Annotated in this window: 20 protein-coding genes and 1 other annotated feature; all 20 genes read left to right on the top strand. The window is 38.0% G+C overall.

Annotated elements, in window-relative coordinates; translation table 11 throughout:
- Positions 1 to 897 (top strand): branched-chain-amino-acid transaminase, encoded by an 897-nt coding sequence (ilvE, locus tag B5P42_RS29590; protein WP_107886965.1) that lies wholly within the window; start codon positions 1 to 3, stop codon positions 895 to 897.
- 15 nt (positions 898 to 912) lie between these two features.
- Positions 913 to 1,141 (top strand) — a binding site (T-box leader).
- Positions 1,142 to 1,214: 73 nt separating this feature from the next.
- Positions 1,215 to 2,915: an acetolactate synthase large subunit gene (gene ilvB, locus B5P42_RS29585; RefSeq protein ID WP_002168823.1), complete on the top strand. Its 1,701-nt coding sequence runs from the start codon at positions 1,215 to 1,217 to the stop codon at positions 2,913 to 2,915.
- On the top strand, positions 2,912 to 3,421 hold the full coding sequence (gene ilvN / locus B5P42_RS29580; protein ID WP_000822948.1) for an acetolactate synthase small subunit: 510 nt from the start codon (positions 2,912 to 2,914) through the stop codon (positions 3,419 to 3,421). Before ilvB ends, ilvN begins: the two co-directional genes overlap by 4 nt.
- A gap of 21 nt (positions 3,422 to 3,442) precedes the next feature.
- Positions 3,443 to 4,459: a ketol-acid reductoisomerase gene (gene ilvC, locus B5P42_RS29575; protein ID WP_003188179.1), complete on the top strand. Its 1,017-nt coding sequence runs from the start codon at positions 3,443 to 3,445 to the stop codon at positions 4,457 to 4,459.
- Position 4,460: 1 nt separating this feature from the next.
- Entirely contained in the window at positions 4,461 to 5,981 is a 1,521-nt protein-coding gene (leuA, locus tag B5P42_RS29570; protein ID WP_113735917.1) for a 2-isopropylmalate synthase, read from the top strand.
- Between the two features lie 78 nt (positions 5,982 to 6,059).
- A complete protein-coding gene (gene leuB, locus B5P42_RS29565) occupies positions 6,060 to 7,124 on the top strand; it encodes a 3-isopropylmalate dehydrogenase (RefSeq protein ID WP_002011718.1) in 1,065 nt (354 codons plus the stop codon).
- Positions 7,124 to 8,518 carry a 3-isopropylmalate dehydratase large subunit gene (gene leuC, locus B5P42_RS29560; RefSeq protein WP_002011716.1) on the top strand — a complete coding sequence of 465 codons (1,395 nt, stop codon included), beginning with the start codon at positions 7,124 to 7,126 and terminating at the stop codon, positions 8,516 to 8,518. The genes leuB and leuC overlap by 1 nt, the downstream gene beginning before the upstream one ends.
- Complete coding sequence (gene leuD / locus B5P42_RS29555) at positions 8,496 to 9,077, top strand: 3-isopropylmalate dehydratase small subunit (protein WP_002126281.1); 582 nt, start codon at positions 8,496 to 8,498, stop codon at positions 9,075 to 9,077. Before leuC ends, leuD begins: the two co-directional genes overlap by 23 nt.
- 309 nt (positions 9,078 to 9,386) lie before the next feature.
- Positions 9,387 to 10,649, top strand: a complete 1,263-nt coding sequence (locus tag B5P42_RS29550; protein WP_002064441.1) for an ATP phosphoribosyltransferase regulatory subunit — start codon at positions 9,387 to 9,389, stop codon at positions 10,647 to 10,649.
- On the top strand, positions 10,625 to 11,260 hold the full coding sequence (hisG, locus tag B5P42_RS29545; RefSeq protein ID WP_033708301.1) for an ATP phosphoribosyltransferase: 636 nt from the start codon (positions 10,625 to 10,627) through the stop codon (positions 11,258 to 11,260). Before B5P42_RS29550 ends, hisG begins: the two co-directional genes overlap by 25 nt.
- Positions 11,261 to 11,271: 11 nt before the next feature.
- Entirely contained in the window at positions 11,272 to 12,561 is a 1,290-nt protein-coding gene (hisD, locus tag B5P42_RS29540) for a histidinol dehydrogenase (RefSeq protein ID WP_113735916.1), read from the top strand.
- Positions 12,561 to 13,145, top strand: coding sequence for an imidazoleglycerol-phosphate dehydratase HisB (gene hisB, locus B5P42_RS29535; protein WP_002030662.1), 585 nt, complete (start codon positions 12,561 to 12,563; stop codon positions 13,143 to 13,145). Before hisD ends, hisB begins: the two co-directional genes overlap by 1 nt.
- The gene (hisH, locus tag B5P42_RS29530) at positions 13,146 to 13,775 is read left to right on the top strand and encodes an imidazole glycerol phosphate synthase subunit HisH (protein WP_113735915.1); all 630 of its coding nucleotides are present in this window, start codon (positions 13,146 to 13,148) and stop codon (positions 13,773 to 13,775) included.
- Positions 13,748 to 14,467: a 1-(5-phosphoribosyl)-5-[(5-phosphoribosylamino)methylideneamino]imidazole-4-carboxamide isomerase gene (gene hisA / locus B5P42_RS29525; RefSeq protein ID WP_060750583.1), complete on the top strand. Its 720-nt coding sequence runs from the start codon at positions 13,748 to 13,750 to the stop codon at positions 14,465 to 14,467. The genes hisH and hisA overlap by 28 nt, the downstream gene beginning before the upstream one ends.
- Positions 14,461 to 15,219: an imidazole glycerol phosphate synthase subunit HisF gene (gene hisF, locus B5P42_RS29520; RefSeq protein ID WP_113735914.1), complete on the top strand. Its 759-nt coding sequence runs from the start codon at positions 14,461 to 14,463 to the stop codon at positions 15,217 to 15,219. The genes hisA and hisF overlap by 7 nt, the downstream gene beginning before the upstream one ends.
- Positions 15,216 to 15,521 (top strand): phosphoribosyl-AMP cyclohydrolase, encoded by a 306-nt coding sequence (hisI, locus tag B5P42_RS29515; RefSeq protein WP_002086731.1) that lies wholly within the window; start codon positions 15,216 to 15,218, stop codon positions 15,519 to 15,521. Before hisF ends, hisI begins: the two co-directional genes overlap by 4 nt.
- Positions 15,522 to 15,531: 10 nt before the next feature.
- Positions 15,532 to 15,855: a phosphoribosyl-ATP diphosphatase gene (gene hisE / locus B5P42_RS29510; RefSeq protein WP_113735913.1), complete on the top strand. Its 324-nt coding sequence runs from the start codon at positions 15,532 to 15,534 to the stop codon at positions 15,853 to 15,855.
- 12 nt (positions 15,856 to 15,867) lie between these two features.
- A complete protein-coding gene (locus B5P42_RS29505; RefSeq protein ID WP_113735912.1) occupies positions 15,868 to 16,887 on the top strand; it encodes a histidinol phosphate phosphatase domain-containing protein in 1,020 nt (339 codons plus the stop codon).
- A 68-nt stretch (positions 16,888 to 16,955) separates the two neighbouring features.
- Entirely contained in the window at positions 16,956 to 17,120 is a 165-nt protein-coding gene (locus B5P42_RS29500; RefSeq protein ID WP_002011700.1) for a YozQ family protein, read from the top strand.
- A 135-nt stretch (positions 17,121 to 17,255) separates the two neighbouring features.
- Positions 17,256 to 18,236: a 2-hydroxyacid dehydrogenase family protein gene (locus tag B5P42_RS29495; RefSeq protein ID WP_113735911.1), complete on the top strand. Its 981-nt coding sequence runs from the start codon at positions 17,256 to 17,258 to the stop codon at positions 18,234 to 18,236.
- Positions 18,237 to 18,273: the final 37 nt, after the last annotated feature.

Here is an 18,273-nt window from a genome sequence, read left to right as displayed (position 1 = left end):
GTGAACGAGCAGTGGATTTTCTTAAATGGAGAATTTGTTCCAAAAGACGAAGCAAAGGTTTCAGTATATGATCATGGCTATTTATATGGCGATGGAGTGTTCGAAGGAATTAGGGTATATAGCGGTAATGTTTTCCGTTTGAGAGAGCATCTTGTCCGGTTATATGAATCAGCGAAATCCATCATGTTAGAAATTCCATATACGTTAGAAGAAGCAACGAAAATCGTTGTTGAAACGATTCGACAAAACAAAATATCTAATGGATATATCCGCCTCGTTGTATCAAGAGGACCTGGGAACTTGGGATTAGATCCCGATTCTTGTACGAAACCAAATGTAGTAGTAATTGCAGAGCAATTATCTTTATTTCCACAAGAATATTATGAAAAAGGGATTCCGATTATAACAGTTGCAACGCGTCGCAATCGCCCGGATGTTTTATCGCCTCAAGTAAAATCTTTAAATTACTTAAATAATATTTTAGTTCGCATTGAGGCGAAATTAGCTGGAGTACAAGAAGCACTTATGTTAAATGACCAAGGATATGTAGCTGAAGGCTCTGGAGATAATGTATTTATTGTGAAGGGAAATAAATTAATTACACCACCAAGTTCTGCTGGAGCGTTAGAAGGTATTACACGAAACGCGATTTTAGAAATCGGCGAAAAACTTGGATATGACGTAAGAGAAGAATTATTTACAAGGCATGATGTATATGTAGCTGATGAAGTGTTTTTAACAGGAACAGCTGCTGAAGTAATTGCTGTTACGACAGTAGATGGAAGAACGATTGGTTTAGGTAGAACAGGGCCACATACGAATCGTTTATTAGAAGAATTCCGTAAATTAGTTGTAGAAGATGGAGAGAAAATTTACGAAGAAAATAAAGTTGGATAATAGCTCTTATGACATGATAAAGCGTTGATAGGGAGGAGTAGTTGACTGTGAAGCCTCACAGAGAGTCGGTGGTTGCTGGAAACCGATGGTTCACGTCGACGAACATCACCCTTGAGTGCTAAGCTGAAACGTTTGTTTAGGCTTAGACGGTAGCTCCGTTATTAGCTAGACTCATATCCCGAGTCACTGAGGCAAGAGTAATCTTGCAAAGAAGGGTGGTACCGCGAAATCTTTCGTCCCTTCAGCACATAGCTGGAGTGTGGACGTAGGATTTTTTTATTTTATAAATGTTTTAAAAAAGGGGGCTTATAAGAAAAATGTCTTCAAAAACGGAAGAGAAACTGGCAACTGGTGCACAGCTATTGTTAGAAGCGCTAGAAAAGGAAGGAGTAGAGGTGATTTTTGGTTATCCAGGTGGTGCGGTTTTACCTCTATATGATGCGCTTTATGATTGTGAAATTCCGCATATTTTAACGAGGCATGAGCAAGGTGCAATTCATGCTGCTGAAGGATATGCAAGAATTACAGGAAATCCAGGAGTGGTAATTGCAACAAGTGGACCGGGTGCTACAAATGTTATTACTGGTCTAGCTGACGCGATGATTGATTCATTGCCACTTGTTGTATTTACAGGGCAAGTAGCAACAACGTTAATCGGGAGTGATGCTTTCCAAGAAGCTGATATTATGGGGCTTACGATGCCGGTGACAAAACATAATTATCAAGTACGAAAAGCATCGGATTTACCCCGAATTATTAAAGAAGCATTTCATATCGCTAGAACAGGAAGACCAGGCCCAGTCGTAATTGACCTTCCGAAAGATATGGTAGTAGAGAAAGGTGAGCGATGTAGTGATGTACAAATGGATTTACCAGGATACCAGCCTAATTACGAACCGAATCTACTACAAATAAACAAATTATTACAAGCGATTGCGACTTCAAAAAAACCGTTAATTTTAGCTGGAGCAGGTGTATTGCATGCAAAGGCATCGAAAGAATTAACAAGCTTTGCTCGTAAATATGAAATTCCTGTTGTTCATACATTACTTGGTCTTGGTGGTTTTCCGCCAGATGATAAATTATTTCTTGGGATGGGAGGAATGCACGGTTCTTACACGGCTAATATGGCGTTATATGAATGTGATCTACTTATAAATATAGGAGCAAGATTTGACGATCGTCTTACTGGAAATTTAGCTTATTTTGCTAAAGAAGCGATTGTCGCACATATAGATATTGATCCAGCGGAAATCGGAAAAAATGTGCCGACTGAAATTCCAATTGTTGCGAGTGCGAAGCAAGCATTAGAAGCTCTACTCAACTTTAAGGAAGGGGAAGTAAATCACAATGATTGGCTCTCATTATTGAATAGTAGAAAAGAAAAATACCCTCTTTCTTACAAAGAGCATTCGGAATGTATTAAGCCTCAATATGCAATTGATATGCTATACGAAATTACGAAAGGGGAAGCGATTGTAACGACAGATGTTGGGCAACATCAAATGTGGGCAGCTCAATATTATCCGCTGAAAAATCCAGATAAATGGGTAACTTCTGGAGGCTTAGGAACAATGGGCTTCGGGTTTCCAGCAGCAATAGGTGCACAAATCGCAAAGCCTGAAGAACTAGTTATTGCAATTGTCGGTGATGCTGGATTTCAAATGACCCTGCAAGAACTTAGTGTGTTAAAAGAGCATTCTTTACCAGTTAAAGTTTTTATTTTAAATAATGAAGCTTTAGGGATGGTAAGACAATGGCAAGAGGAATTTTATAATGGGCGATATTCGCACTCCTTACTTTCATGCCAACCAGATTTTGTTGCGCTTGCCAATGCTTATGGCATAAAAGGTGTTCGTATTGAAGACCCACTTCTTGCAAAGCAACAATTACAGTATGCAATTGAGTTAAGAGAGCCTGTTGTAATTGATTGCCGCGTACTTCAATCCGAAAAGGTAATGCCGATGGTTGCCCCAGGAAAAGGCGTTCATCAAATGGAGGGAGTGGAGAAAAGGTGAAGAGAATTGTAACAGCGACAGTTCGAAATCAAAGCGGTGTGTTAAATCGAATTACAGGTGTTATGACACGTAGACATTTTAATATTGAAAGTATTTCAGTAGGTCATACGGAATCATCGGATATTTCGAGAATGACGATTGTTGTACACGTTGAAAATGAACAGCAAGTTGAGCAGTTAATTAAACAACTTCATAAGCAAATCGATGTACTGAAAGTATCAGATATTACAGAAGAAGCGATGATCGCTAGAGAACTTGCACTTATTAAAGTAGCAACGTCTGTAGCAAGAGCAGAATTATATAGTTTAATTGAACCGTTCCGAGCCGCTGTAATAGACGTTGGGAAGGATTCCATAGTGGTGCAAGTAACAGGTACCCAGGAGAAAGTAGAAGCGTTAATTGAATTACTTCGTCCATATGGTTTGAAAGAAATTGCTAGAACAGGTGTAACAGCATTTACACGTAGTATGAAAAAACAAGATAAACAGGTTATGTTAATTCAATAATTATTTAAAAAATAGGGGGAAATGAAAATGGCGAAAGTTTATTATGAAAAAGACGTAACGGTAAATGTATTAAAGGAAAAGAAAGTAGCAATCATCGGATATGGATCGCAAGGCCATGCGCATGCGCAAAACTTACGTGATAACGGATTTGATGTGGTAGTAGGACTGAGGAAAGGGAAGTCATGGGATAAGGCGAAAGAAGACGGTTTTTCTGTATATACAGTAGCGGAAGCAGCAGAAAAAGCAGATGTAGTAATGATTCTACTACCTGATGAATTACAGCCGGAAGTATATGAAGCTGAAATTGCACCAAACTTACAAGGCGGCAATTCTCTCGTTTTCGCGCATGGATTTAATGTTCACTTTGATCAAGTAAAACCGCCAGCTAATGTAGATGTATTTCTAGTAGCACCGAAAGGTCCAGGACATCTAGTACGTCGTACGTTTGCGGAAGGGGGAGCTGTTCCTGCATTATTTGCAGTATATCAAGATGCAACAGGAGTTGCGACTGAAAAGGCACTTTCATATGCAGATGGAATTGGGGCGACGAGAGCAGGTGTATTAGAAACAACGTTTAAAGAAGAAACAGAAACAGATTTATTTGGAGAGCAAGCTGTACTTTGCGGCGGAGTGACTGCACTAGTAAAAGCTGGGTTTGAAACGTTAGTTGATGCTGGTTATCAACCGGAAGTTGCATATTTTGAATGTTTACATGAACTAAAACTAATCGTTGACCTTATGTATGAAGGCGGACTTGAAAATATGAGATATTCAGTTTCAGATACAGCGCAGTGGGGCGACTTCGTATCAGGACCACGCGTTGTAACGGAAGATACGAAGAAAGCGATGGGTGCAGTGCTAGCAGAAATTCAAGATGGTACATTTGCAAGAGGCTGGATTGCAGAGCATAAAGCAGGAAAACCAAATTTCCATGCGACAAATGAAAAAGAAAATGAACATGAAATCGAAGTAGTTGGACGTAAATTACGTGAAATGATGCCGTTTGTACAGCCGCGAGTAAAGGCAGGGGTCAAATAATATGAAGCAAATTTTGTTCATGGATACGACGCTACGTGATGGCGAACAATCACCAGGAGTTAATTTAAATGAACAAGAGAAATTACAGATTGCGAGGCAACTAGAGAGACTTGGTATTAATGTAATGGAAGCTGGATTCGCAGCAGCTTCTGAAGGTGATTTTCAATCGGTAAAACGTATCGCAAATACCATTCAAAATGCTACGGTTATGAGTTTAGCTAGAGCGAAAGAAAGTGATATTCGAAGAGCCTATGAAGCTGTGAAAGGCGCTGTCTCTCCTCGTTTACACGTATTTTTAGCTACGAGTGACATTCATATGAAATATAAGCTTTGTATGTCAAAAGAAGATGTATTAGATAGCATACATCGCTCGGTTACGCTCGGGAAATCACTATTTCCAACAGTTCAATTTTCAGCAGAAGATGCAACAAGAACATCGAGAGCATTTTTAGCTGAAGCAGTAGAAGTCGCGATTCGCGCAGGAGCGAATGTAATCAATATTCCTGATACAGTTGGATATACGAATCCAGAAGAATATTATTCTCTTTTTAAATACTTACAAGAATCCGTTCCGTCGTATGAAAAAGCAATTTTCTCTTGTCATTGTCACGATGATCTTGGGATGGCAGTAGCGAATTCGTTAGCTGCGGTTGAAGGCGGAGCGTTACAAGTAGAAGGAACGATTAATGGAATTGGAGAAAGAGCGGGGAATGCGGCGCTAGAAGAAGTCGCGGTTGCTCTCCATATTAGAAAAGATTTCTATGAAGCAGAATCCTCTATGGCATTAAAAGAAATTAAAGCGACGAGTACGTTAGTAAGTCGGTTAACGGGTATGGTTGTACCGAAAAATAAGGCGATTGTTGGAGCAAATGCTTTTGCTCACGAATCAGGTATTCATCAAGACGGTGTATTAAAAGAAGTAACGACGTATGAAATTATTGAACCATCACTGATTGGAGAGTCACAAAATCTATTTGTATTAGGAAAGCATTCCGGGCGCCATGCGTTTACTGAAAAAATGAAAGAACTTGGTTATGAGTTTACAAAAGAAGAACGAGATGTGGTGTTTGAAGCATTTAAAAACTTGGCTGACCGTAAAAAAGAAATTACAGAAGAAGATTTACGTGCGCTTATGCTTGGTGAAGCAGCATTTGCGGCTCAGCAATATAGCATTACTCAATTGCAAGTACATTTCGTATCAAATAGCACACAGTGTGCAACGGTTGTACTAAAAGATGAGGAAGGAAATATGTACGAAGATGCAGCAACTGGTTCTGGAAGTATTGAAGCGATCTATAATGCAATTCAAAGAATTTTAGGATTAGAATGTGACTTAGCGGATTATCGCATACAATCTATAACGCAAGGTCAAGATGCACTTGCACATGTTCATGTTGAATTAAAAGAAGGAACTCATCAAGTATCAGGTTTTGGTGTTGCGCAAGACGTATTAGAAGCATCGGCGAGAGCGTATGTTCATGCGGCCGGAAAATTAAAATCTTTTATTACTCTTGTGAAGTAACTGTTTGATAAGTGAGGGGATTGTCCCTTACTTATCAAAATATATTTCTGAAAATTCAGATAAAAAGGAGTGTTTTAATTGGAAAAACGTATCGTTTGTTTAGCGGGTGATGGTGTTGGTCCGGAAATTATGGAAAGCGCGAAGGAAGTATTGCATATGGTAGAGAGGCTATATGGACATCACTTTCATTTACAAGATGAGTACTTTGGCGGAGCGGCTATCGATTTAAATGGGCAACCATTACCACAGCGAACACTTGCCGCTTGTTTAGCGAGTGATGCGGTTTTACTTGGAGCGGTTGGTGGACCGCGGTGGGATGATGCGAAAGAAAGGCCAGAGAAAGGATTATTAGCTTTAAGAAAAGGACTTGGTGTATTTGCGAACGTTCGTCCTGTAACAGTAGAAAGCGCAACTGCACATTTATCGCCATTAAAAAACGCAGATGAAATTGACTTCGTTGTCGTTCGTGAACTAACAGGCGGTATTTATTTCTCTTATCCGAAAGAAAGAACGGAAGAATCGGCAACTGATACACTTACGTACCATCGTCATGAAATTGAACGTATCGTGTCGTATGCTTTTCAATTAGCGAGTAAGAGAGAGAAAAAAGTAACCTCTATTGATAAAGCGAATGTTTTAGAATCTAGTAAATTGTGGAGAGCTGTTACGGAAGAAGTAGCTCTTCGTTATCCTAATGTTGAATTAGAGCACATTTTAGTAGATGCAGCTGCTATGGAGTTAATTCGAAACCCAAGGAGATTTGACGTTATCGTAACAGAAAATTTATTTGGTGATATTTTGAGCGACGAGGCTTCTGTATTAGCAGGGTCATTAGGAATGCTTCCATCAGCGAGCCATGCGGAAAACGGGCCGTCTTTATATGAGCCTATTCACGGATCAGCGCCAGATATTGCAGGTAAAAATAAAGCGAATCCAATTGCGATGATGCGTTCAGTAGCGATGATGCTTGGGCAATCATTTGGATTAACGAGAGAAGGGTATGCGATTGAAGAGGCAATTTCTGCAGTTCTTCAATCTGGGAAATGTACAGCTGATATTGGGGGGAATGAAACGACAACTTCATTTACGAGGGCAGTTATTCAAGAAATGGAAGAGCAGGCACTAGTAGGGAGAGGAAGATAATGGGGAAAAGGTTACTAGATAAACTTTGGGAAAGACATGTAGTTGTAACGAATGAAAATGGATTGGATTTATTATATATCGATCTTCATCTCGTTCATGAAGTAACGTCACCGCAAGCCTTTGAAGGCTTGCGGCTTGCAAATCGAACTGTTCGGAGACCGGAATTAACGTTTGCAACGATGGATCATAATATTCCAACGAAAGATGTTTGGAATATTACCGATCGCATTGCGAAGCAGCAATTGGATACACTTCGTGACAATTGTAAACAATTTAAGGTGCGATTAGCCGATATTGGTGATGAAGAGCAAGGAATCGTTCACGTTATAGGACCAGAACTTGGGCTCACACAACCGGGGAAAACGATTGTATGCGGTGATAGCCATACAGCAACCCACGGTGCTTTCGGTGCTTTAGCGTTTGGTATTGGTACGAGTGAAGTAGAACATGTATTAGCAACTCAAACGTTGTGGCAACGAAAACCGAAAGCGATGGGGATTGAATTAAAAGGAAAGTTACCGAAAGGCGTTTATGCAAAGGATATTATTTTGCATCTTCTCTCAAAGTACGGTGTAGCGGTTGGAACGGGGCATGTAATGGAATTCTACGGAGAGACGATTCGTGATATGGGTATGGAAGAGAGAATGACACTTTGCAATATGGCAATTGAAGGGGGAGCGAAAGCTGGCATCATTGCACCAGATGAGAAAACATTTTCTTATGTAAAAGGGCGTGAATATGCACCGAAAGATTATGAAACGTTTACGGGAAAATGGTCGGAGCTTTATACAGATTCAGATGCAATTTATGATTTACATATTTCGGTAGATGTTACGGATTTAGCACCGTATGTCACTTGGGGAACAAATCCTAGTATGGGTGTTCCTATTGATGAAAAATTACCAGAGAAGCATAATGAAAATGATGAAAGAGCATTTTCATATATGGGATTGAGCCCTGGGCAAAGTACGTTTGAAATTCCTGTTAAGCATGTCTTCATTGGTTCTTGTACAAATTCACGTTTATCTGACTTAGAAATTGCTGCATCTGTTGTAAAAGGGAAAAAGGTAAAAGAAGGTGTGCGAGCACTCGTTGTACCAGGATCAAAAAGTGTGAGAGAGCGGGCGATGCAAAAAGGCTTACATCGCATATTTGAAGAAGCGGGATTTGAATGGAGAGAGCCTGGATGTTCAATGTGTCTTGGGATGAATCCAGATCAAGTACCTGAAGGAGAACATTGTGCTTCTACTTCAAATCGTAATTTTGAAGGAAGGCAAGGGAAAGGAGCACGAACACATTTAGTAAGTCCAGCTATGGCTGCAGCAGCTGCGTTATATGGTCATTTTGTTGATATTAGAAAGGAGAGTTACGATGGAACCATTTCATATTCATAAAGGTACTGCCGCAGTACTTATGAATGATAACATTGATACAGATCAAATTATTCCGAAGCAATATTTGAAGAGAATTGAAAGGACGGGATTTGGAAAATATTTATTTGATGAGTGGCGTTACGATAATGAGCGCCATGAAAATCCTAATTTCCCCCTTAATGCACAAGAACGAAAAGGAGCAAGTATATTAATTACAGGTGATAATTTTGGATGTGGTTCTTCAAGAGAACATGCTCCGTGGGCGCTTGCGGATTATGGTTTCCGCGTTATTATCGCCGGAGGATTTGCAGATATTTTTTATATGAATTGTATGAAGAATGGTATGTTACCGATTGTAATGGATAAAGAGATGCGTGAACAACTTGCCAAAACGAATGCGAGAGATCAAATGGAAGTTGATTTAGAGAATGAAGTAATCATTACGAATACGCACAGGTTTCATTTTACAATCGAGAAAATGTGGAAAGAAAAATTATTAAATGGTCTAGATGAAATCAGCATTACAATGCAATATGAACAAGAAATTGAAGAGTATGAAAGAAAAGTAGCTTCACATTAACTAAAAGTAGAATATTCGAAATGTATTTACATTCAGAATTAACTGTTATATAATATGTAAAAAATCAGAGGAGAAAGGGAGTAAGTATTATGAATATCGTGCAATCTATTAAAATGCTTACAAAACTACATCATCATAAATGAAACCCTTGAACCTAACGTGAAAACGTGTAGGCACAAGGGTTATTCCCGTTGTACCTACACTCTACTAAAGAGCCTTGTAGGTATTTTGTCTACAAGGCTCTTTTTATTTTCGGTTTGGGTGGATGGAATGGGCATAAATTAAAGAGGGAAGGGTGTGTGAATTCATATGACAAAGTGGAAACGGGCAAATCCGAATGGAACGAGAGATTACTTATTCGAAGAATGTACGTTAATTGAAGAAGTGGAACAAAAATTAAGACGGACCTTTTTAGAGAGAGGTTATGAAGAAATAAGGACACCTACAATTGAATTTTATGATGTTTTTGCATTTCAAAACAGGCCGATAGATGAAGAAAAGATGTATAAATTTTTCGATGAAAAAGGACGGATTATCGTTTTACGCCCAGATATGACAATTCCTTTAGCAAGAGTAATTGGAACACAGAGAGGGGATATTCCTCTTAAAGTAACTTATAGCGGGAATGTATTTCGGGCGAATGAGTCCCTTACTGGGAAATATAATGAAATAGTGCAAAGTGGTATTGAAATTATCGGGATTGAAAATGTAAGGGCTGAAATTGAATGTGTGATAAGCGTAATTCAAGCACTTCAAAAATTAAAGGTGCAATCTTTCACAATTGAGATTGGGCAAGTGCAGTTATATAAATGTATCGTAAAAAAGCTCCCCATTAATGATGAAGAAGAGAAGTTACTTAGAACGTATATTGAAAGTAAAAATTATGCCGGACTCTCACACTTTATAGAAGAAAAGAAATTAAATCGGTGTGATGAAACAGTAAGGTTACTTGAGAAACTACCAAGGTTATTTGGGAGTTTAGATGTTGTTGAGGAAGCAGAAAAACTCGCCTCAAGTAATGAAATGAAAATGGCCATTGCGAGAGTGAAAGAAATATATGAAACAATTGAACAGTTAGGATATGGCTCTTACATATCAATTGATTTAGGTATGGTTCAACATTTGGATTATTATACGGGTGTTATTTTCAAAGGGTATATATATGAAATTGGAGAAGAGATTGTTAGTGGCGGAAGATATGATGAGTTAATTGGAAATTTTGGAGAGATGATGCCAGCGGTTGGGCTCGCGGTGCAAGTAAATCAAATAGTTAAGGCACTTCAAGAGCAGCAAGAACCATATAAACGAAAGAGAATAGATATTATGATTCATTATGAGTTAAATAGATTAGCGGAAGCGGAAAGGTTACGAAATTTACTTCAAAAGGACGGGAAGAATGCCCAGTTATCTTTATTCTCTAATTTAAACGATACTTTTCAATTTGCAAACAAGAATAAAATAATGACAGTCGTTGAGGCGAAGAGTGAGTCACTAGTGGAATATGTATGGAGAGAGAAATGGATCATCCAGAAAGAAGGGGAGGCTTCATGCGTAACATTCAAATTGCGTTAACGAAAGGAAGATTAGAAAAGCATGTTATTCCACTGTTTGAAAAAATTGGAATTGATTGTTCAGAGCTCAAAGATAAAGGAAGAAAACTTGTGTTTAAAAGTAAAAACACAAACATTTCATTTATTTTAGTGAAAGCGGTAGATGTTGCTACTTATGTAGAACATGGCGTAGCTGATATTGGAGTCGTTGGAAAAGATATATTAATGGAATTTGAGAAAGATATATATGAGATGGTCGATTTAGGAGTGGGCGTGTGTAAATTTTGTGTCGCTTCTATTCCTACGTATAATCCGAAGAGTTATCGAAAAAAACGAATTGCTACGAAATATCCGCACATTACTTCTACATATTTTCATGATAAAGGGGAGGATGTAGAAATTATTAAAATAGAAGGATCTGTAGAGATTGCTCCACTTCTAGGTTTGGCAGATGCAATTGTTGATATTGTTGAAACAGGAAAAACATTACAAGAAAACGGGTTAATTGTATTTGAGGAAATGTGCTCTATATCAGCTCGAATGATTGTGAATAAGGCTGCATTGAAAACTAAAAAAGACGAAATATTCTGTATTATAAATATGATGGAACAAGAAATTTTGTCAGGGAAATAGGGGGACTTTAAATGGAGATAGTTTTTGAAGATTTCCAAGAGGCTTTATCGAAAATAAAATCGCTACGAGAAAGCGCTAATATAATAGAAGAAACTGTTCAAAGAAGTGTAAGTGAAATTGTTCAAAACGTAAGGGAGAGTAAAGATGAGGCTTTATCGTTCTATACAAAAAAGTTTGATGGTGTAGAGACAAAAGATTTTCGTGTAAGTGAGGAAGAAATAAAACAAGCAAGTAAGTTTGTAGAACAAGCTTTTTTAGAAGCGTTAAAAGAGGCGAAGAAAAATATTATCTCGTATCACGAAAAGCAAAAAAGACAATCTATGTTTGATTGCGTGAGTGAAGGGGTAATTAGAGGGCAGCTTATTCGTCCGTTAGAAAATGTAGGTGTATATGTGCCGGGCGGGACTGCTTCGTATCCTTCATCAGTATTAATGAATGTATTGCCAGCAAAACTCGCAGGAGTGAAAAAAATTGTAATGGTAACACCGCCGAAGCAAGGAGGAATTGATCCGCATATTTTAGCTGCTGCAAGTCTTGCAGGTGTAGATGAAATATATATGGCCGGTGGTGCTCAAGTAATTGCTGCTCTAGCATATGGAACGGAATCGATTCCTAAAGTAGATAAAATAGTTGGACCAGGGAATTTATATGTCGCGCTAGCGAAGCGAGAAGTATATGGTATAGTCAATATCGATATGATTGCTGGACCATCAGAAATTGTAGTTATCGCAGATGAAACAGGAAATGCCGGATATATTGCTGCTGATTTATTATCACAGGCAGAACATGATGAGAGGGCAACAGCTATTTGTATTACAACAAATATAAAGCTTGCTAAAGAAGTAGAAAGAGAAATAGAAAGGCAGCTAGAGACGTTGCCTAGAAGTGAAATCGCTCGTGAATCCATAAAAAGAAATGGAGCAATTTTTATTGTCCCTTCTTTAGAAGAGGCGTTTCATTTATCAAATGAAATCGCTCCAGAACATTTAGAGTTACACATAAAAGAGCCAATGAATGCTCTAGCTTATGTAAAGCATGCTGGATCAATTTTTCTTGGTCCATATGCACCTGAACCGCTCGGAGATTATTTGGCGGGGCCGAATCACGTATTACCGACAAGTGGAACGGCAAGATTTTTTTCTCCGTTATCCGTCGATGATTTCGTGAAAAAATCAAGCTTCATTTCTTATACGGAAGAAGCGTTAAGAAGTGTACAGCATCATATTGTAGAACTTGCAAATAAAGAAGGTTTACATGCACACGCAAGAGCAATCCAAATTAGGTTTAAGGAGGAAGAATAATGCGCGAGTCTAGTCAAGTACGTGAGACGACGGAAACAAAAATTAAATTAAGTTTGCAACTTGATGAAAGTACGAATGTTTCTGTGCAAACAGGAGTTGGATTTTTTGATCATATGCTAACTTTATTTGCTAGACACGGAAGATTTGGTTTGCAAATTGAAGCTGAAGGTGATGTATTCGTTGATGCTCATCATACGGTTGAAGATGTTGGAATTGTACTCGGAACTTGCTTGAAAGAATCATTGCAAAATAAAGAGGGGATTAACCGTTACGGCTCAGCGTATGTACCGATGGATGAATCTTTAGGATTTGTCGCGATTGATATAAGCGGGCGCTCATATATTGTATTTCAAGGTGAATTAACAAATCCGAAGCTAGGGGATTTTGACACAGAATTAACGGAAGAATTTTTTAGAGCAGTTGCTCATGCTGCAAATATTACGTTACATGCTCGCATTTTATACGGAAGCAATACACATCACAAAATTGAAGCTTTATTTAAAGCGTTCGGTCGAGCGCTTAGAGAGGCAGTCGATAAAAATGCCAATATTAATGGTGTAAATTCAACGAAAGGGATGTTGTAATTGATTGCAATTATAGATTATGGAATGGGAAATATTCGTAGTGTGGAACAAGCATTAAAATATATTGGAACAGAGTACATCATAACGGATGATAAAAAAGAAATATTGAGAAGTGATGGAGTTATTTTACCAGGAGTAGGCACATTTCCGAAAGCGATGGGCGTTTTAGAAGAAAAAGATTTAGTATGTGTGCTAAAAGAAGTTGGGAGCTTAGGAAAACCGCTTCTGGGTATTTGCTTAGGAATGCAGCTTTTATTTGAAAAAAGTGAGGAACTACAAAATTGTAACGGATTAAGTTTATTGCCAGGTGTTATTCGAAAGTTAAAAGTTCCTTATAAAATTCCACATATGGGGTGGAATGAATTAAAAAAAGAAGGAGAAATATCGCTTTGGAATGGAGTAGAGGACGGTTCTTTCGTATATTATGTCCACTCTTATTATGCAGATTGTCCGAATGAAATTGTGTATGGGGTAAGTGAATATGGAGTGAAAGTACCTGGTTTTGTAGCAAAAGGAAATATATTTGGCGCACAGTTTCATCCTGAAAAAAGTGGGGAAATTGGGATGCGAATGTTAAAAAATTTCAAAGGGGTGGTAGAAGCATGGAAATCTTCCCAGCTATCGATGTAAAAGAAGGACGATGCGTCAGGCTTTATCAAGGAGAGTTTAGTAAAGAAACGGTGATGAATGAAGATCCAGTCGCACAAGCAATCATATTTGAAAAACTTGGAGCGAAAATACTACACGTTGTTGATTTAGATGGAGCAATTGTTGGGGAGTCAGTAAATTTACCTGTCATTGAAAAAATATGCAAGGCGGTACGTATTCCGGTGCAAATTGGAGGAGGAGTTCGGTCACTCGCGGCAGTGGAGAAGTTGTTGTCAGTAGGTGTAGAAAAAGTGATATTAGGAACGGCTGCCCTTTACGATAAATCATTTTTAGAAGAAGCGGTTCGTCTATATAAGGAGCAAATCATAGTTGGAATTGATGCGAAAAATGGTTTCGTAGCAACGAGGGGCTGGTTAGATGTGTCTGAAATTTCGTACATCGATTTAGCGAAGCAAATGGAAAGTGTAGGTGTTCAAACGATTGTGTTTACGGACATTTCAAAAGATGGGACACTTGCAGGACCAAATTTTGAGCAATTAGAGTTACTGCAAAAAAGCGTGGGTATTCGCGTGATTGCATCTGGAGGTGTCGCATCTATTCAACATGTGAAAAGATTAAATGATATGAACATATATGGCGTCATTATTGGGAAGGCACTTTACGAGAAAACGATTGATTTAGAAAAAGTGTTACAGGTAACAAAACTATGTTAGCAAAACGAATTATTCCATGTCTAGATGTGAAAGAAGGGCGGGTAGTAAAGGGTGTGAATTTTATAGGGTTACAAGACGTCGGTGATCCTGTTGAAATAGCCGCATTATATAATGATGCGGGAGCAGATGAAATCGTATTTTTAGACATTACTGCGACGCATGAAGGGCGAAAAACGATTATAGATGTTGTAGAAAAAACTGCTTCAAAAGTATTCATACCTCTCACAGTTGGCGGGGGGATTTCAAGTGTTAAAGATATGTACAATTTACTAAGAGCTGGAGCAGATAAAGTTTCAATAAACTCAGCGGCAGTGAGAAATCCGAAGTTAATCCAGGAAGGTGCGGAACATTTTGGCTCACAATGTATTGTCGTAGCAATCGATGCTAGAAAAGTAGCAGAAGATAAATGGAATGTATACGTAAATGGCGGAAGACTTAATACGGGAATGGATGCAATCGAATGGGCGAAGCACGTTGTTAAGCTCGGGGCAGGAGAAATTTTGTTGACGAGTATGGATGCAGATGGAACGAAAAACGGATATGATCTTCGTTTAACAGGAGCAATTTCAAACAGCGTTTCTGTTCCAGTAATCGCATCAGGTGGATGTGGTCATGTGGATCACATTATAGAAGTATTTCAAAAGACAACAGTTGATGCAGCATTAGCGGCATCAATCTTTCATTATGGTGAAGCGACTGTACAAGATGTAAAGAGAAAATTAAGAGAAGCAAACGTTGAGGTGCGGTTATGAAACCTAATTTTGCAAAAGGATTGATACCAGCTGTTGTTATCGAGGAAGATACGAAAGAAGTTTTAATGTTAGCTTATATGAATGAAGAAGCGTATGACAAGACGCTGGAAACGAAAAGAACATGGTTTTATTCCCGTTCGAGACAATCGTTATGGAATAAAGGAGGTACATCGGGAAATGTCCAATATGTACAATCACTTTATTTAGACTGTGATCAAGATGCAATCGTTGTTGTCGTAAAGCAAGTAGGGCCTGCTTGCCATACGGGAGAAAAAACGTGTTTTCACTACAAAATTATATAGGGGGATACATATGGAAGATATCCTTAAGTTATTATTTGAAACAATTGAAGAACGAAAGAAAAATCCACTCTCTGAATCATATACGAATTATTTATTTTCAAAAGGTGAAGATAAAATTTTAAAGAAAATTGGTGAGGAGTGCACCGAAGTAATTATTGCGTCTAAAAATAATGATAAAGAAGAAATAGTAAAAGAAATGGTTGATGTGTTCTATCACTGTTTTGTTCTATTAGTCGAAAAAAATATTCCATTAGAAGATGTCATGCAAGAAGTGAAAGAAAGAAATGGAAAGCTTTCGCGAGTAGGGGACAGAAGAGAAATAGATACATTATAAGGGGGAATATGGATGAAAGTGGACTATCACATTCATTTAGAAGAAGGGCCATATTCAATAGGGTGGCTAGCTAAAATAAATGATGCGCTACAATATTTTGAACCGCTTAAAGAAGAAAAACATTCTATGGAATGGCTTATGAAAACACAAGAACGCCTGCAAAGACGTGTGAAGGAAGGTCCATTTACAGCGAAATGGATTGATTTATATTTAGAAGAAGCTGTGCGAAAAGGTATAAAAGAAGTTGGTATTGTCGATCATTTATATCGTTTTCATGAAGCGAAAGGATATTATGAAAAGTATGTAGATATTAGTGATTCTAAGCTTGGTCGCCTGCAAAAAGAATGGTTAGATCAAGTAAGAGTAACGTCTATTTATGATTTTACAAAGGCGATTGAAGAGGCAAAAGAGCGATGGAGTAAACGAGGGATAACGCTCAAACTTGGAATTGAAGCGGATTATTTTATCGGGGGTGAACAAGAGTTAAAAGGTTTACTAGCATTAGGAGACTTTGATTATGTAATCGGTTCGGTCCATTTTATAGATGGATGGGGATTTGATAATCCAGATACGAAAGAGTATTTTGGTACGCATGAGTTACATACTTTATATCACACGTTTTTCGCTACAGTTGAAAGTGCTGTTCGTTCCGAGCTTTTTGATATTATAGCTCACCTCGATAACATAAAAGTATTTAATTATCGATTGGATGAGAATGAACAGCTTTCTTATTATAAGGAAATTGCTCATGCGTTAGTGGAAACAAATACAGCAACAGAAATAAATGCGGGATTGTACTATCGATATCCTGTGCGCGAAATGTGCCCAAGTCCGCTTTATTTACAAGTATTAGCTAAGCATGGAGTTCCGATTACTCTATCCTCAGATGCCCATTATCCGAATGATTTAGGAAAGTATGTGGAAGAGAATATAAAGACATTACGCAATCATGATATTTCTCACATAGCTACATTTACGAAACGAGTAAGAACGATGAGATTGCTTGAAGAAGAAGGAATAATTTCAAAATGAAACACGATTTTTTGATGAAAATCACCCTTTTTGTTCAAAATAAGAAAGAATGAAAAGGAGGATGAAAAATGGTGAAACAACAAAATAAACAAAACGTACAAGCGGCAGATCAAGCCTATACTTCTGAAACAAATAATACTGCTAACTCAGTTATTGAGGAACAAATTAGCGATACAGTTGCAGAAGGAACAATCGATGCGAAGCTTGGGAAAGAATCGCAAGAAAAAGCGTAAAAAGAGGGGAGAGTTGCATCTCCTCTTTTTTTATGGAAAAGTGTCGATTTTCAAAACTATAATCAAATTCCTTGGTTTTTATATGTAGATTTCTTACAATGAAATATAAGAGATATCATATTTTGTATAGAAGAGGTGTTAGTAGTGGCGAAAATATTAGTAGCAGGGAAAATTCCAGAAATCGGATTAGAATTATTGAAAAATCATGATGTAGAAATGTACAATAAAGAAGAATTAATTAGTGTAGAAGAGTTAGCAGAACGTGTAAAAGATAAAGATGCACTTTTAAGCTTACTTTCTACGAAGGTATCGAAAGAGGTTATTGACGCAGCACCAAGCTTGAAAATTATCGCAAATTATGGTGCTGGTTACGATAATATTGATTACACATATGCAGGAGAAAAAGGAATTGCGGTAACGAATACACCGAAAGTATCAACTGAAGCGACAGCAGAATTAACATTTGCACTTCTTTTAGCAGCTGCACGTAGAATTCCTGAAGGTGATACGTTATGTCGTACAACTGGATTTAACGGATGGGCACCGTTATTCTTCTTGGGCCGCGAAGTACACGGTAAGACAATCGGAATTATTGGCCTTGGAGAAATCGGGAAGGCAGTTGCAAAGCGTGCGAGAGCATTTGGAATGAATGTTTTATATACAGGACCAAATCGAAAGTCTGAAGCTGAAAGTGAACTGGAAGCGACATACGTAACGTTGGAAGAATTATTACAAACAGCGGACTTTATTACAATTAACTGTGCTTATAATCCGAAATTACATCATATGATTGATGAAGAACAGTTTAAAATGATGAAGAAAACAGCATATATTATAAATGCTTCACGTGGACCAATTATGAATGAATCAGCACTTGCTCATGCACTAAAAACGAATGAAATTGAAGGTGCAGCTCTTGACGTATTTGAATTTGAACCGAAAATTACAGAAGAGCTAAAAGGATTAAAGAATGTAGTACTTGCTCCTCACGTAGGAAATGCAACATTCGAAACACGTGATGCAATGGCTGAAATGGCAGTAAGAAATATTTTAGCTGTATTAAATGGTGAAGAACCTGTAACACCTGTAAATCAAAAAGTATTAGTTACAAAATAAAAAAGAAACCTTCCGAAATGAACTGTACCCCGAATCA

This window comes from Bacillus sp. SRB_331, assembly GCF_003264175.1.
GTDB lineage: Bacteria > Bacillota > Bacilli > Bacillales > Bacillaceae_G > Bacillus_A > Bacillus_A mycoides.
The sequence above is the reverse complement of the archived record's forward strand: the minus strand, read 5'-3'. Positions and strand labels throughout refer to the sequence as shown.

What these genes read in the sequence shown, in the direction of transcription:
- ilvB (WP_002168823.1), top strand. Translation starts at nt 1,215, where the DNA reads ATGTCTTCAAAAACGGAAGAGAAACTGGCAACTGGTGCACAGCTATTG.
- ilvC (WP_003188179.1), top strand. Translation starts at nt 3,443, where the DNA reads ATGAAAATGGCGAAAGTTTATTATGAAAAAGACGTAACGGTAAATGTA.
- leuA (WP_113735917.1), top strand. Translation starts at nt 4,461, where the DNA reads ATGAAGCAAATTTTGTTCATGGATACGACGCTACGTGATGGCGAACAA.
- leuC (WP_002011716.1), top strand. Translation starts at nt 7,124, where the DNA reads ATGGGGAAAAGGTTACTAGATAAACTTTGGGAAAGACATGTAGTTGTA.
- leuD (WP_002126281.1), top strand. Translation starts at nt 8,496, where the DNA reads ATGGAACCATTTCATATTCATAAAGGTACTGCCGCAGTACTTATGAAT.
- B5P42_RS29550 (WP_002064441.1), top strand. Translation starts at nt 9,387, where the DNA reads ATGACAAAGTGGAAACGGGCAAATCCGAATGGAACGAGAGATTACTTA.
- hisG (WP_033708301.1), top strand. Translation starts at nt 10,625, where the DNA reads ATGCGTAACATTCAAATTGCGTTAACGAAAGGAAGATTAGAAAAGCAT.
- hisD (WP_113735916.1), top strand. Translation starts at nt 11,272, where the DNA reads ATGGAGATAGTTTTTGAAGATTTCCAAGAGGCTTTATCGAAAATAAAA.
- hisB (WP_002030662.1), top strand. Translation starts at nt 12,561, where the DNA reads ATGCGCGAGTCTAGTCAAGTACGTGAGACGACGGAAACAAAAATTAAA.
- hisA (WP_060750583.1), top strand. Translation starts at nt 13,748, where the DNA reads ATGGAAATCTTCCCAGCTATCGATGTAAAAGAAGGACGATGCGTCAGG.
- hisF (WP_113735914.1), top strand. Translation starts at nt 14,461, where the DNA reads ATGTTAGCAAAACGAATTATTCCATGTCTAGATGTGAAAGAAGGGCGG.
- hisI (WP_002086731.1), top strand. Translation starts at nt 15,216, where the DNA reads ATGAAACCTAATTTTGCAAAAGGATTGATACCAGCTGTTGTTATCGAG.
- hisE (WP_113735913.1), top strand. Translation starts at nt 15,532, where the DNA reads ATGGAAGATATCCTTAAGTTATTATTTGAAACAATTGAAGAACGAAAG.
- B5P42_RS29505 (WP_113735912.1), top strand. Translation starts at nt 15,868, where the DNA reads ATGAAAGTGGACTATCACATTCATTTAGAAGAAGGGCCATATTCAATA.
- B5P42_RS29500 (WP_002011700.1), top strand. Translation starts at nt 16,956, where the DNA reads ATGGTGAAACAACAAAATAAACAAAACGTACAAGCGGCAGATCAAGCC.